The sequence below is a fragment of the Kitasatospora sp. NPDC090091 genome (assembly GCF_044747365.1).
Lineage (GTDB): Bacteria > Actinomycetota > Actinomycetes > Streptomycetales > Streptomycetaceae > Kitasatospora.
On record NZ_JBIVDY010000018.1, the window covers coordinates 170872 to 185742 of the forward strand.

Consider the following 14871-nt stretch of genomic DNA (forward strand, 5'->3'; position numbering starts at 1 on the left):
TCCGGTTCGTGGCCCGCACGGGAACGGCCCCTCCGGCCGCCCCGGAGGCCCGGCCCTCTCCAGGATCTGCGGACCCGGACGGTTCGACCGGGTCCGCAGACCCCGGGGGTGCTGCGCCGGGTGCGGCTACGGCACGGAGATCTGCTGGGACCGGTACGCCCCGATCACCTCGATCCCCCTGATCCCGAGGATGCCGTCCAGCGGCAGGGACACGGTGTACGGGGCGGTCGCGGGGAGTCCGATGCCGGGCAGCGTGCCGACGACCTCGATGCCCCAGTACTCCGGCCGCTCGATGTAGACCCGCGGCGACAGGCGGACCGTCATGTTCTGGTAGGGCATGACCCCGCTGACGACGAGGATGAACGTGCCCGGCACGATCCCCGGGACGGCCTGCGCCTCGTCGAAGTCGATGACGCGCACGGACTCCGGCGCCGGCAGATCCGTGTAGTTCTCGACCATGATCAGCCCTTTCGTCGATGTGACGTCACCTGTCACCTTGTCGACGCACACTAGTTGACGATCGCCTACGAACCATGGGTCAACACGCCCGCGCGGCGGGTACCGGCCCGCCGGCGCGCGGCGTCCGGACCCGCCGTCGTCGCGGCAGACCTCAGCCCTTGCGTGCGGGCGAGCCCAGCAGGTGGACCAGGCCGTCGGCCAGGCCGCCGCGCCAACAGGCGTAGTCGTGGCCGCCGTTGAACTCGCGATACGCGACGTCGTAGCCGCGGGCCACCAGGACGTCCCGCAGGTGGCGGTTCTGCGTCAGCAGCATCCACTCCTGCAGGCCGACCTCGACCCAGAACCGCGCCTCCCGGCGCTGCTCCGCCGCGAACTGCCTGGTCAGCCACTCGCTGCCGGCGTCGAAATCCGTCCCGTCCGGCCACCAGAACGAGCCGGACTGGCAGAGCGCGTTGCCGAACCGGTCAGGCCTGCGGAAGGCGGCGAACGCGGCGGTCAGGCCGCCCGCGCTCTGGCCGGCGATCACCGTGCGGTCCGGCGCGAGCGCCGTGCCGTGCTCGGCGGCGGCCCACGGCAGCAGCCGGTCGGCCAGGAGGTCGACGAAGCCGGGGTTGCAGCTCAGGTCCTCGGGGCGGCCCGGGCCCATGGTGTGGACGAGCAGGGCGGCGGTCGGCGGGATCACGCCGTCGGCGGCGAGGTTGTCGAGGGTGTCGCCGACGGCCAGCACCTCGCCCCACATCTCGCCGTCCAGCAGCACCAGGACCGGCAGCGGCCCGCCGTCGGCCCCGGCCGCGGCGCCGGCTCCGGCGGGGAGGCGGACGTCCACCCGGCGCCCCGCCACCTCGGCGGCCACCGTCCGCCCGCGCGGCACGTCCGCGCGCCGCTGCGCGTACGGCTGGGCGGGGGCGTCCGGCAGGCTGAGCACCGAGGACGGCCGGCGGCCGTCGCGCGCGGGCAGCTGCGGGCCGGGGGCGAGCGGGTCGGGGCGGGCGCCGTCCAGGACGCGGAGCCAGTCGGCGCGCGCCGTGCCCGGCACGGCACCCCGCACCGGGTACAGCTGGTACGAGGCCCGGTGGTCGGCGCGCAGCCGGTAGGTGTGGGACCAGCCGCCCGGCCGGCGCCGCATCAGGTGCGGGGCGAGGTCGCCGGCGTGCCGGTCCTTGTCGGTGACGGTGTGGACGAGGGCGAGCACGGCGTCGGCGGGATCGTCGGCCGGCTCGTCGCGGTGGACGAAGGTGACCAGCCGGTAGGCCGGGTCGTCCGGGTCCGGGTCCACCAGCGGTGCGCCCTCGGCGGCGACGCGGGCCCAGAACTCCTCGTCGGAGGGCGGGAAGTGGCTCTGCACGGTGGTGACTCCTCGGGGATCAGGCGGGGTTGCTCTTGCGGCCGAGCAACACCCAGAGCAGGAAGGGGCCGCCGAGCACGGTGGTGACGATGCCGACCGGGATCTCGACACCGCCGATCAGCACCCGGCCGAGGGTGTCGGCGAGCACGATCAGCACCGCGCCGACCAGCGCGGAGCCCAGCACCGGGACGCGGGCGGGCCCGGCGAGCCGCCCGGCGATCACCGGGGCGGCCAGCGCGACGAAGCCGACCGGGCCGCAGACGCCGACGGCGAGGCCGGCCAGGGCGACGGCCAGCAGCATGCAGGCGAGCCGCACCCGGCTCGGGTCGACGCCGAGCGAGGACGCCACGTTGTCGTCGAAGCGCAGCACCGCCAGGCGGCGGGCGGCGACCAGCGCGAGCGGGACGAGGACGGCCAGCCCGACCAGGACCGGCGTGGCCACCTCGTAGTCGCGGCCGTTGAGGCTGCCGGAGGTCCAGACGTACAGCGAACCGGCCGAGTTGAGCGAGCGGCGGGCCATCGCCACCTGGATGACGGCCGAGGCGAGGGCCGACATCGCGAGGCCGACGACCAGCACCCGGTAGCCGCGCGCGCCCAGCCCGCCGGAGACCGCGGTGACCACGGCGACGGCGGCGAGCGCACCGAGCGGTCCGGCCCACCAGGCGCCGAACGCGCCCGAAGCGGTGACCGAGATCAGCACGGCGGCCGTCGCGCCGTCGTTGACGCCGAGCAGTTCGGGGGTGGCGAGCCGGTTGCGGGCGAGCGTCTGGGTGAGGCACCCGGCCAGGCCGAGCGCGGCGCCGGCGGCGATGCCCGCGACGATCCGGCCGAGCCGGAACTTCTGCACCAGCAGGACGTCGAGGCGGTCGCCGTGGCCGAAGACCGCCCGGAAGGTGCGGCCGAGGTCGAGATCGCTCTGGCCGGCGTGCGCGGAGACCACCACGGCGACGAGCAGCGCGCCCGCCAGGCCGAGCGCGGCCAGCGCGGAGCGGGGGGGGAGCAGGACGGAGAGTGCGCCGCGCCGCAGCACCACGTCCGGCCGGGGCGGCCGGGCGGCCTCCTCCGGCCGTCCGGGGGCGGACCCGGCCGGCGCGGTGTCGGTCATCCCGAGCGCGGCCATCCGCCGGGAGCGGACGATGGCGATCAGGGTGGGCGCGCCGATCAGTGCGACGATCACGGAGACCGGTGCCTCGAACGGGCGGGCCACCACCCGGGCCAGCACGTCGGCCCCGGTCAGCACGGAGGCGCCGACCAGGCCGGCGAGCAGGGTGAGCCGCCCGACCCGCGGTCCGGCGGCGGCGCGGGCGAGGAAGCCGGCCAGCAGGCCAAGGAAGGAGATCGGGCCGGCCAGGGCGACCGCCGACGCGGTGAGCAGGGTGACGGCGGTGGCGACCGCCGCCCGGGTGGCGCCGGGCCGGTGGCCCAGGCCGCGGGCGAGGTCGTCGCCGAGGGCGAGTGCGGCGAGCGGCCGGGTGGTCGCCGCGGCCACCAGGAAGCCGGCGCCGAGCACCGGGGCGAGCTGGCGCAGTGTCGTCCAGCCCTCCACACCGGCCAGCGAGCCGAGTACCCAGACCCGGTACCGGTCGTACGCCTCGGGGGAGTTGACGATCAGAACGCCGGTCAGGCCGCCGAAGGTCGCGCCGACGGCGGAGCCGCCGAGCACCAGGCGCATCGGCGAGCCGCCGCCCCGGCCGCCGGCGAAGGCCAGCACGATCCCGCTGGCGAGCACGGCCCCGCCGAAGGCGAAGGCGAGGTAGCCGTAGCTGCTCTGCACGCCGAGGACGGCGATGCCGAGGACGACGCCGAGCGAGGCGCCCGCGTTGACGCCGAGCAGTCCGGTCTCGGCGAGCGGATTGCGGGTGACGGACTGGAGTTGGGCGCCGGCCACCCCGAGCGCACCGCCGACCAGCAGGGCGGTGAGGGTGCGCGGCAGTCGCAGGTCGCCCACGACCAGGGCGAGCCGGCTGTCGGCGCGGGCGCCGCCGCGGTCGAGCAGGTAGTCGAGCACGCGGGCGGGGCCGATTTCGCCGGCGCCCACGCAGAGCGAGAGCGCGGTCAGCGCGAGCAGGGCGGCGAGGATGCCGCCGACGGTGAGCCAGGCGGTGCGGGGGCCGGTCCGTGGCGCGTCCGGCGGCGCTTCGAGCTGTGCGGACGGCGGAACGGACGGGCCGGTGTCCGGGGCGGACGGGCCGGTGCTCGGCGATTCGGGTGGGGAACTCGGTGTTCCGGGGGCGGCGTTCCGGGCGTCGGAGTTCCTGGCGTCGGAGGCGGGGCCGGGGACGGCGTCCGGGCCGGTTCGGGGCGGTTCGGCGGCACCCACTTGCGACAATGTCATAAGGTAAGGCTAACCTAATGGTCATCGCGTTCCGATGGTCGCCCGGCCCTGCACCGAATGTGCCGCGGCCCGGCCCGACTCCCCTGCAACACCCTTGCCCGGAGGCACTCATGTCGACCGCCCAGAGCCCGCTCCACCTCGTCCGCCGCCGGGCGGTCCAGGCGCTGGCCGCCACCGGGGCGGCCGCGCTCCTGCTCACCGGCTGCGGCTCGTCCGGCTCCTCCGACAAGGGCTCCGCCGAGGCGGCGTCCTCCGGCAAGGCCGCCGCGTCCGGCAGCCCGGCCGCGGACGCCGGCGGCAGGCGGACCGTCAAGGACGCCACCGGCAAGGCCGTCGAGATCCCCGCCGAGCCCAAGCGCATCGTCACCCTCACCCAGGAGGACCTGGACGCGGTGCTCGCCCTCGGGCTCAAGCCGGTCGGCATCACCAACGGCCAGGGCCTGGCTGAGCCGCCCGCCTACCTGAAGGACAAGGTGCAGGGCGTCCCGGTGGTCGGCAACCTGCTGCAGCCCGTGATGGACAAGGTGATCGCCGCCAAGCCGGACCTCATCCTGGCCGGCGACATGCAGGACGAGCAGGTGCTCAAGCAGCTGCGCGAGATCACCCCGGCCACGCTGGTCACGATGGCGCCGACCGACGACTGGAAGCTCTCCTTCCGTGGCATCGGAAACGCCGTCAACAAGCTGGACCAGGCGAACAAGGTCATCGCCGACTACGACGCCAAGGCGGCCAAGGCCGGCGGCGAGCTCGGCGCCAACAAGGGCGCCGCGGTCTCCATCGTCCGCTGGAACCCGACCGGGCCGAGCTGGATGGAGAAGAAGCAGTTCGCCAGTGGCGTCGCCCTGGACATGGGCCTGACCCGTCCGAAGGCGCAGGACAAGGACGGCAACGCGCACACCCCGGCGCTCAGCCTGGAGAAGATCAACGAGATCGACGGCGACTGGCTGTTCCTCTCCACCCTCACCGACGACGGCAAGGCCGCGCTGAAGGACGTCCAGTCCAAGCCCGCCTACCAGGAGCTGGGCGCGGTGAAGAACAACCGCACCGTCACCGTGGACGGCTCGGTCTGGTCCACCCGCGGCGGCCCGCTCGCCGCGGACGTGGTCATCGGCGACATCGGCAAGGCGCTCGGCGCCAAGTCCTGACCCGCGGCCGCCCGGCATCCGCTCCAACCGAAGGAGGACGCCATGGAGTTGACGGTCGAAGGGCTCACGGCGGGCTACGGTCCGGGACGCCCGGTGCTGAACGGGATCGACCTCGTCCTGCCCGCCGGGCGGGTGGTGGCGATCGTCGGCCCGAACGGCTGCGGCAAGTCCACCCTGCTGCGCTCGATCGCCCGGCTCCACCGGCCCGACGCCGGGCGGGTGCTGGTCGGCGGCGAGGACATCTGGCGGCTGCGTCCGCGCCGGGCCGCGCACCGGGTCGCCCTGCTCCCGCAGAGCCCGCAGGCGCCCGAGGCGGTCACCGTGGCCGGGCTGGTCCGCTACGGCCGCCACCCGCACCAGGGCCTCTTCCGCCAGTGGTCGGCGGAGGACGAGCGGCTCACCGCCGGGGCGCTGCGCGCCACCGGTGTCGACGCCTTCGCCGACCGCCGCCTGGACCGGCTCTCGGGCGGCCAGCGGCAGCGCTGCTGGCTGGCCATGGTGCTGGCGCAGGACGCGCCGGTGGTCCTGCTCGACGAGCCCACCAGTGCTCTCGACCTCGGCCACGCGGTCGAGGTGCTGGAGCTGGTGCGCGAGGTCGCGGCGGGCGGGCGCACCGTCGTCATGGTGCTGCACGACCTCGCGGCGGCCGCCCGGTACGCGGACCTGGTGGTGGCGATGCGGGGCGGCGAGGTCGTCGCGTGCGGCGGGCCGCGCGAGGTGGTGGACGCGCCGCTGGTCCGGGCCCTCTACGACATCGACAGCGACGTGCTGGCGGCCCCCGGCGACGGCGCGCCGGTGATCGTGCCGCGGGCGGGCACCCGGGTGGCCGCGGGCTGAGGGCGCCCGGAGGGGCGGCGGCCGAGATCGTCCGGCCGGCCCTGCGCGGGCACCCGGCGGCGGGTTGCCCGCCCGGTGGCGGGCGGATGTGGTGTCCTGGGTGGCGCCGCATCCGAACCCGCCCCGCTCCGGGAGGCCCACCGGTGCTCCGCCGAACCGCCGTCGTGCTGCTCGCCCTCCTGCTCGGGCCGGTCGCGGCCGCGGGCTGCTCCTCCGCCGCACCCTCGCCCGGTACGACCTCGCCCCCGGCCTCCGCCCCCGCTCCCGCCTCGCCCGCCTCGCCCGCCGCGACGCCGTCGGTGGCGGTCCAGGGCACCGTCACCGACGGCCTCCGGTCCCCCTGGGGCCTGGCGGTGCTGCCCGGTGGGGACCTGCTGGTCTCCGAGCGGGACGACGGGCGGATCCTCCGGGTCGCGGCCGAGGGCGGCGCCAAGACCGAGGTCGGCACCGTCCCCGGCGTGCTCTCCGGCGGTGAGGGCGGGCTGCTGGGCCTGGCGCTGTCACCCGGCTACGCGACCGACCACCTGGTCTACGCCTACTTCAGCACCGCGAACGACAACCGCATCGTCCGCTTCCCCTACGACCCGTCGCGGCCGGCCGGGCAGCAACTCGGCGAACCCACCACCGTGCTGACGGGCATTCCGCACGGTCCCCGGCACAACGGCGGCCGGATCGCCTTCGGTCCGGACGGCATGCTCTACGCGAGCACCGGCGACAGCAGCAACCGCGCCCTCGCGCAGGACCTGAACTCGCTCGGCGGCAAGATCCTCCGGGTCACCCCCGACGGTGCCCCCGCCCCCGGCAACCCGTTCCCGGGATCGCCCGTCTTCTCCTATGGCCACCGCAACGTCCAGGGGATCGCCTTCGACCCCCAAGGCAGGCTCTGGGCCTCGGAGTTCGGCGAGGACAACTGGGACGAGCTGAACCTCGTCCGGGCCGGCGGCAACTACGGCTGGCCGGAGGTGGAGGGGATCGGGGACCGCCCCGGGTTCATCGACCCGGTGGTGCGGTGGCGCACCTCCGAGGCGTCCCCGAGCGGCATCGCGTACGCCGACGGCGCCGTCTGGGTCGCCGCGCTGCGCGGTACCAGCCTGTGGCGCGTGCCGATCGACGGCGACCGACTCGCCGCCGCACCGCAAGAGTTCTTCGACGGCGCCTACGGCCGCCTGCGCACCGTCGCCGCAGCCCCGGAGGGCACGCTGCTGCTGATGACGAACAACACCGACGGCCGCGGCGACCCGCGCCCCGGCGACGACCGCATCCTCCGCCTGACGGTCGGGTAGCGCCGGCCGCTCGCCGGCCGGCCGCCTGCCGCTCCCTGGTGATCGTTCACCCGTTCGATTGGTTTGATTTCCGCCGCCCAGCAGGGGCGAGCCCCGGCGTCCGCGTTGTCAGTGTGTCCCGTTACGTTCCTCCCATCGCAGACCAGCTGGGAGGAGAGCGGCCGTGGCGTGGGTGGAAGCGGGAACGGGCGGCTATCAAGTCGCGCTCGACGAGGAGGGCAGGGTGGTGTGCCGCAACGCGGCGGGCCGCCCGTTGAAGTCGCTCCCGTCGAAGCTGAACGACGATCCGGTGGTCACCGGTCTCAAGCAGCTCACCGAGTGGCTGGCCGCGCACCGGCGGCGCTGCCTGGAGGACGTCGAGCGGTGGATGGTCCGCTCGTTGCCGGTCCCGGCCGCCGTGATCACCGCCGTCTGGGCCGACGAGGCCTGGCAGGAGGTCCTGCGCGACCTCGTGGTCACCGGAGCCGACGGCTCGGTCACCGGGTTCCTGCGCGGCGCCGACGCCGAGCGCGGGCTCGGCCTGGTCGACCTCGACGGGGACACCGTCCGCCTCACCGACGGCGAGATCCGGATACCCCACCCCGTCCTCCTGGGCGACCTCGACGAACTGCGCGAGTTCGCCGTCGAGCTGGGCGTCACCCAGCAGGTCCAGCAGCTGTACCGGGAGGTCTGGCACCGCCCGGACGGCGCCGACGCACCGACCGGCACCCAGGTCACCACCTACGCCGGCGGCCGCTACAACGCGCTGCGCGACCTGCTCGGCCGGTGCGCCCGGCTCGGCTACCGGGTACGCGGCGGCCACGCCGTCCTGCCGGTCGTCGAGGGCGGCGTCCCGCTGGAGGCCCGGGTCTGGGTCGGCGACTACTACGAGTACGACGAGTGCGAGACCGGGGCACTCAGCTGGACCGGCCCGGACGGGAAGGTCCTGCCGCCGGCCCAGGTCGGGCCGGTCGCCTGGTCCGAGGGGATGCGGATGGCCGCCGCGCTGTACGCCGGCCGCACCGTCGAAGGGGAGGAAGCCGCATGAGCACCACCGAACTGAGGGAGCCGCAGGCCGGGCGCCCGGCCGCCGGGCCGACGGCCGAGCGGGCGCAGCGCGCGCACGAGCGCCTGCTGGACGCCGGAGCGGTGCTCCCGGCCGGCACCCTGCCGGGCGCAGGGAAGCCCGACAGCCCGGCCGACGTGCTCACCGCCCGGACGTACGCCCACCCGGTGCTCGGCGAGCGCCGCGTGGTGCGGCTGGTGCCCGGTGCGCTCGGCCCCGCCGAGGACCTCGCCGTCGACTTCCTCGGCCTGAAGCCCGCCGAGGAGCCGGCCGAGGTCGGCCAGGTGCGGCAGGAGGCGCTCGGCTTCCCCGCCTGGGCGCTGGTCCACGACCCGGCCAACGGGCACCACGCGCTCGCCCTTGTCAAGGAGATGGAGCGGCTCGCCCGACAGGCGAAGTCCAAGCCCGGGCACGCCAAGGACGGCTTCGAGGCGCTCGCCGTGCGCCTGGGCCGCGCCGTGCCGCACTTCCTGCCCACCTTCTGCGAGGAGGTCGGCCGGATCTTCCTCGAACAGGGCAACCAGACCTACGCCGGGACGTTCTTCGGCAAGGCCCGCGAGGCCGAGCGCGCCCACGGCCTCACCGTGGACGAGGAGCGGCTGCGCGCCGTCTTCCTGGAGTTCGCGCTGGCCGGCGCCCTCACCGTGAAGGCCCTGCGCCAGTACGTCAAGGAGCTGGGCGGCCGGCTCGACCCGCTGACGGCCTGGCAGCGGTTCCGCCAGCTCTGCACCGAGCGCTCGGCGGCCGGCATGGCCCCGTACGCCGGGGTCGCCGAGGACGCGCGCGCCCTGATCAGGGCGGCCGGGCTGGACCGCACGGAGCACGAGCGGGCGCTGCTCGCCGAACTGCTCGCCTCACCCGCCGTGGACCGGGCGCCCGGTGCGTTCTGGAAGTCCTGGCACGGCGCCGTCGTCGAGCTGGGCCGCAGCGACGAGGCGGTCCGCGTCCGGCTGCTGGAGATCATGCCCGACCCGGCCGGAGCCACCGACCGGACGGCCCAGGACGCCTCCTGGCTGGCCGTCCTCGCCGAGTCCGGCGCCGAGCAGCTGCTCACCGGCCCGTCGGCCGTCGGCACCGCGGCCGCCGACGCCCCGGGCGTTGACGCCTCGACCCCCGACGCCCCGGCCGCCGGCACCGCGGGCGGCACGGCGCCGGCGGTCTGGCTGCAGCGCTGGACGGCCCACATCGGCCGCGGCTGGCGCACCAGCGGCTTCAGCGGCGAGACCGTCGCCCTCGCCGGCCGGATGACCGCGCGACTGCGGTCCGACGGCGTCCCGGTCGACCTCTTCCAGGGCCGCCGGGCCGGCACCACCCGGATCGAGCTGCTCGACCTGCTGCTCGCCGAGGGCGTCCCGGTCGCCGACCCGGGCACCGACCTCTCGCTCGACCTGCGCGACTGGGTCGGCGAGGCGCGGCCCGACGGCCGCACCCTGGCCGCGATCGCCGCCGACCCCCGGTTCCGCCCCGCGCTGCGCGCCGCCGTCCCGGGCGTCTGGGATGCCGCCGTGCAGAAGGGGCTGCCCGCCCTGCCGGTGCTGCGCGAGCTGTTCGTCGAGTGGTCCGACGCCCGCGCCGACGAACTGGTCGCCGCCCGCGGCCTGACGAGCGCCGCCGACCTGCTCCGCGAACTGCGGCTGAGCCGTGTCGCCATCTGCGCCGAGAACCCGGCCGCCGCCGAGCGGATCGCCGGCATCGACGTGGCCGGGCTGCTCGCCCGCACCCTGAACGCCGGCATCTTCGACGAACTCGGCTGGCCCGCCCTGGAGGAGGCGCTCGACCGGTTCGGCGCCGAGCCCAAGAACGCCCCCGGCCGCCCGGCCGGCAACACCCTCCCCGAGGACGTCCTCCTCGAAGAGGCGTGGCCGTACCTGATCGTGGCCCGCAAGGGCCAGGTGCTCGTGGTCGGCCCGGAGGGCATCGTGCTGGAGCACACCCTGCGCATCCCCGACAAGCTGGAGCGCTGGCAGCGGCCGCGGATCCGCTACGTGGACGGCGAACTGCTGGTCGCCTGGTACCTGGAGGGCAAGCAGCGCGCCTACTGGTCCGGCCGCCCGGCCGAGGTCTTCGACCTCGGCGGCGAGACCATCGTCAGCTACTACGGCGGCCGTGACGAGCCCGGCGCCACGTCCCTCGCGCTGCCCGGCGGCGGTCGCTCCACCGGTGAGCGCCCGCTGCACGCCGGCGACACCCGGGCGCCCGCCGAGCACCCGGTGATCGGCGACGGCACCGGCCACTGGACGGTCCGGTACGACCGCAACGGCGGTCACCTCGTCGAGCTGGACCCGGCCACCGGCAGCGTCGGTCGCGCGTCCGAGCCGCCCCGGATCGCGGCCGGCGCCGCCGCCGGCCGGCTCGACCTGGACCGCACCCGGCTGTTCCCGATGCAGCCCGGCCTGGAGGCCACCCCGCTCGGCACCGACGGCACCGTCCTCGGCAGCTGGGCCCGGGTCGACGGCGCCCGGGTCACCACCGGGACCGCCGACGGGACCACGCTCGTCCTGGCGGGCACCGGCACGCACGCCCAGCGCTACCCGGTCGGCCGGCTCGGGCTGCCCGGCGGCGCCCACCCGCTGGTCGTCGAGCAGGGCAGCGGCCTCGCCCTCGTCCTGACCCCCGACGCCGCGGCCAGCGGGGCCGTGCCCGCCGGGGCCGGGCCCGCCGACACCATCGGCGACCTGCGCGCCTGCCGCCCCGGCGGGCCCGGCGCGGCCGGCACCGCGCTCGTCCCGCCGCTGACCCACTGGCACGCCCTGCGGCCGCGCGACGAGGAGGGCTCGCACGCCCTGCGCGCCGTCACCGCCGAACAGGCCGCCCGCCTGATCGACGCCGCCTGGCCCGTCGACACCGAGCCCGTGCCCGCGGACGAGCAGCGCTGGCTCACCGTCCAGGGCGTTCGCCGCCTGCTCGCCAACGGCAAGAAGAGCCGCGCGAAGCTGCCCGTCGAGGCCGTCGGCGCGTTGCTCCCCGCCGTCGGGCACCCGCTGCTGCGCGCCGGCGTGGCCGGCTTCGCCCGGGCCGCCGCCGACCTGCTGGACCGGGTCGCCCGGTTCGCCCCGCAACCCGAGGCCGAGCGCCGTGCCAAGCGGGGCACCGCCGGCACGGCCGAGTACCGGCCCGAGCACGGCCGCGACCAGGAGCTGCGCGAGGCCGTCGCGATCCTGCTGCCCGGCCTCGGCGGCTTCGGCCGCTCCTGGGGCAACCACGCCCCGTGGCAGGTCGTCAACAACCTGCGCACCGTGACCGCCGTCCTCGCCGAGCCCCCCGCCGTGCCCGGGGGCACCGACGGCTGGGCCGTGCCGCTCCGGCTCGACCTCCAGGGCGACGAGGACCACCACGGCTGGCTCCACCTGCTCGGCCGGCTCGGCACCGTGGCCTACGCGGCCGCCGCCCCGCTCACCGACAGCGCCCGGCGGGCCTCCCTCGCCCTGCTGCTCGACGAGCTGACCACGGGGGTGCTCGCCGACCGCGGTGCCACCCTGCGCGAGCTCAGCCTCGCCGAACCGCTCGCCGGCTCGACCGGCTACCACCAGCACGAGAAGCGGGCCGGCCAGGTGTTCCGCCTCGGGGACCGCACCGTCGTGATCCTCGGCTGCCGCCACCACCAGGACGACCAGGTGCACTGGCTCGCCGTCGACCACGACCCGAGCGGCGTGTTCGGCCCGGTCGCGCACTTCACCACCACCGCGGAGCGCACCACCGAGGAGCAGATCGACGCCGCGTGGGTGGCCGGGTTCCGGGAGGCCCTCGCCCTGCACGGCGCCACCACCCGGGACGCGGCGCACGCCGCCGACTTCGCCGGGCGCACCGGCATCGGCACCGCCCGCGCCGGTCTGCTGATCAGCCCGCCCGGCACCCTCTTCGACTGGTACGGCAGCGTGCTCCCCGCCGACCGGCTCAAGGAGTACGGCCTCAAGGCCGGCGAGGCCAAGGCCGCCCGCGACTGGCTGCGCGACCGGGACCGGGACGGCGGCCTCGCCGGCGTCTGGACGGCCCTGCTGCCCGCCGACCCGAAGGCCCTGTGGACCGACGGCCCCGACACCGCCGCCGGCGCCGCCTGGTGGACGGAGCGGTTCGGGCGGCTCGTCACCCTGCCCGAGGAGTCCCAGGCCGCCGTCAGCGGCGCCGACATCGGCCACATCGAGGCCGTGCTCAACCCCGCCCGGGACACCTGGCTCACCCGCACCACCGGCTACCGGCTGCGCGCCGGCGAGGACGGCGGCGAGGCCAGCCTGGTCGCCGACGACCCGGCCGCCCTTCCCGGCAACAACACGCTGCGCGGCTCGGTCGACGCCCTCCGCTGGCTCGCCTACCACCTGCCCGCCGACAGCCCGCTGCGCCCGGTGCTGCCGCAGACCGCCGCCGCGCTGCGCGCCCGCCTCGCCGACCCCGGTCTGCTGCTGGACTACGGCCTCTACAGCACCGTCAAGGACGGGAAGCTGGCGCCCGTGCTGCGCAGCCACTTCGGGCAGCCGGAGGAGGGCGGCGCCGACGCCGACGGCCTGGTCCGCTGCGGCGAGGCACTGGTCCTCGCCCCCGGCCACGGCGGCACCGAGCACGCCTGGCTGCGCCCGGCCGGGCTCACCGGCGGCGACGACCCGCTGCTGGAGCTGCTCGGCGGACTCGCCCAGAGCTACTGGTTCGACAGCCAGCTCCCCGCCCTGCGGGCCGTCCTCGACGGCGAGCCGGAGCGCCTGGTCGCCCTGCCGGCCGTGCCGCCCGCGGCGGGATCGCCGGAGACCGCCGGCGAGGCCGCCACGCCGGGCAGCTGGCTGCAGAACCCGCTGCTCAGCGTCCCCGGCCTGGTCGCCGAAGTGGCCAGGACACACGCCCTCGGCGAGGACGCGGCCGTGCTCTACCTCCAGCTGCTCGCGCTGCCCGACCCGACCGACCGCAACGTCGCCCGCTGGACGGGCTGGAAGCCCGCCCGGCTGAAGAAGGCCCGGGCCGAACTCGCCGCCGCCGAGGGCCTGGTGCTGGAGGCCAAGCGGGCCCGGGCCGGCCGCAGCCTCTTCCTGCCCGGCGGCTGGCAGGAGGCCAAGGCCCCCGGCCTGCCCGCCGAGACCTGGAAGGCCGGGCTGTACGACCTGCCCACCCACCGCGTCGCCCTGCCGCACCTGCCGGTCCCCGAGCTGTTCACGCGGGCCTGGCAGCGGATCGGCGACGGCGACACTCCCGGATACGAAGAGCTCCAGACCAGCAAGCGCAGGAAGGCCCGCCGATGAGCACCACCACCGAGACCGCGGCCGCGTCCGCCGGCACCGCGTCCGCCGCCACAGCGGCCGGCACCCCGGCCGGGGCGGCGACCCGTCAGATCGTCCCGCCGGAGGAGAAGTACGCCGCCGAGCTGGAGTTCCTCGCCGCGCACGACTCCGGCCCCCGCCCGCCGGGCTGGCGGCTCACCCCGCGCGCCGTGGTCACCTTCGTCATGGGCAGCGGCGGCGAGAAGCTCAAGGCGGGGCGGAAGAGCCTGGTAGTGGAGCAGAAGTTCGTCGGCGAGCGGGCGCTGGTGGAGCGCTGTGTCGTCACCCTCGCCGGTGAGCGCGGACTGCTGCTCGTCGGCGAGCCCGGCACCGCCAAGTCGATGCTCTCCGAACTGCTCGCCGCCGCGGTCTGCGGCACCAGCGCACTCACCGTCCAGGGCACCGCCGGGACCACCGAGGACCAGCTGAAGTACGGGTGGAACTACGCCCTGCTGCTGGCCAAGGGCCCGAGCCGGGAGGCCCTGGTGCCCTCCCCGGTGCTCACCGCGATGACCACCGGGGCGGTCGCCCGGGTCGAGGAGGTCACCCGCTGCCTGCCCGAGGTGCAGGACGCCCTGGTCTCACTGCTCTCCGAACGGCGCATCGCCGTCCCGGAGCTGGCCGGCACCCCGGACGGCCAGCTGCACGCCGCGGCCGGCTTCACCCTGATCGCCACGGCCAACCTGCGGGACAAGGGCGTCAGCGAGATGTCCGCCGCGCTCAAGCGCCGGTTCAACTTCGAGACGGTCGGCCCGATCGGCAGCCTCGCGGCCGAGGTCGAGCTGGTCCGCCGCCAGTCCACCGCGGCCGTCGCCCGGGCCGGGGCCCCGTTCGCGGTGGACGACGCCGTGCTGGAGGCCCTGGTCACGGCGTTCCGGGACTTGCGCACCGGCCGTTCCACCGAGGGCTGGGACGTCGAGCGTCCGTCCACCGTGATGAGCACCGCCGAGGCGGTCTCGGTGGCCACCGCGCTCGGTGTCTCCGCCGCCTACCTGCCCGACGGCGGCGACGTGCTCGGCCGGCTGCCCGGTCAGCTGATCGGCGTCGTCCGCAAGGACGACCCGGCGGACGCCGCCCGCCTGCTGGGCTACTGGGACGGCCCGGTCCGCCGCCGCGCCGAGCAGGGCGCCGCCACCTGGCGCACCCTGTGGGACCTCCGCTCGGCCCTGGAGGCGTGACGCG

The 14871-nt window shown here is 76.1% G+C and carries 9 protein-coding genes; 6 read left to right on the top strand and 3 right to left on the bottom strand.

Going from position 1 to position 14871, the window contains the following annotated elements; genetic code table 11:
• Positions 1 to 126: 126 nt before the first annotated feature.
• The 3 genes from ACIPSC_RS28615 to fhuB form a co-directional block, all read right to left on the bottom strand.
• Positions 127 to 459 carry a hypothetical protein gene (locus ACIPSC_RS28615; RefSeq protein WP_400829272.1) on the bottom strand — a complete coding sequence of 111 codons (333 nt, stop codon included), beginning with the start codon at positions 457 to 459 and terminating at the stop codon, positions 127 to 129.
• Between the two features lie 151 nt (positions 460 to 610).
• The gene (fes, locus tag ACIPSC_RS28620) at positions 611 to 1804 is read right to left on the bottom strand and encodes an enterochelin esterase (protein WP_400829274.1); all 1194 of its coding nucleotides are present in this window, start codon (positions 1802 to 1804) and stop codon (positions 611 to 613) included.
• Positions 1805 to 1823: 19 nt separating this feature from the next.
• Positions 1824 to 4139 carry a Fe(3+)-hydroxamate ABC transporter permease FhuB gene (gene fhuB / locus ACIPSC_RS28625; protein ID WP_400829276.1) on the bottom strand — a complete coding sequence of 772 codons (2316 nt, stop codon included), beginning with the start codon at positions 4137 to 4139 and terminating at the stop codon, positions 1824 to 1826.
• Positions 4140 to 4249: 110 nt separating this feature from the next.
• Here fhuB and ACIPSC_RS28630 point away from each other — a divergent pair, with 110 nt between their 5' ends.
• From ACIPSC_RS28630 to ACIPSC_RS28655, 6 genes are all read left to right on the top strand, one after another.
• The gene (locus tag ACIPSC_RS28630; RefSeq protein WP_400829278.1) at positions 4250 to 5284 is read left to right on the top strand and encodes an ABC transporter substrate-binding protein; all 1035 of its coding nucleotides are present in this window, start codon (positions 4250 to 4252) and stop codon (positions 5282 to 5284) included.
• 42 nt (positions 5285 to 5326) lie between these two features.
• A complete protein-coding gene (locus ACIPSC_RS28635; protein ID WP_400829280.1) occupies positions 5327 to 6121 on the top strand; it encodes an ABC transporter ATP-binding protein in 795 nt (264 codons plus the stop codon).
• Between the two features lie 86 nt (positions 6122 to 6207).
• Positions 6208 to 7404 (top strand): PQQ-dependent sugar dehydrogenase, encoded by a 1197-nt coding sequence (locus ACIPSC_RS28640; protein WP_400829282.1) that lies wholly within the window; start codon positions 6208 to 6210, stop codon positions 7402 to 7404.
• 163 nt (positions 7405 to 7567) lie between these two features.
• On the top strand, positions 7568 to 8431 hold the full coding sequence (locus ACIPSC_RS28645; protein ID WP_400829284.1) for a DUF4132 domain-containing protein: 864 nt from the start codon (positions 7568 to 7570) through the stop codon (positions 8429 to 8431).
• Complete coding sequence (locus ACIPSC_RS28650) at positions 8428 to 13671, top strand: hypothetical protein (protein ID WP_400829286.1); 5244 nt, start codon at positions 8428 to 8430, stop codon at positions 13669 to 13671. Before ACIPSC_RS28645 ends, ACIPSC_RS28650 begins: the two co-directional genes overlap by 4 nt.
• Entirely contained in the window at positions 13668 to 14867 is a 1200-nt protein-coding gene (locus ACIPSC_RS28655; RefSeq protein WP_400829288.1) for an AAA family ATPase, read from the top strand. The genes ACIPSC_RS28650 and ACIPSC_RS28655 overlap by 4 nt, the downstream gene beginning before the upstream one ends.
• The last annotated feature ends 4 nt before the right edge of the window (positions 14868 to 14871 follow it).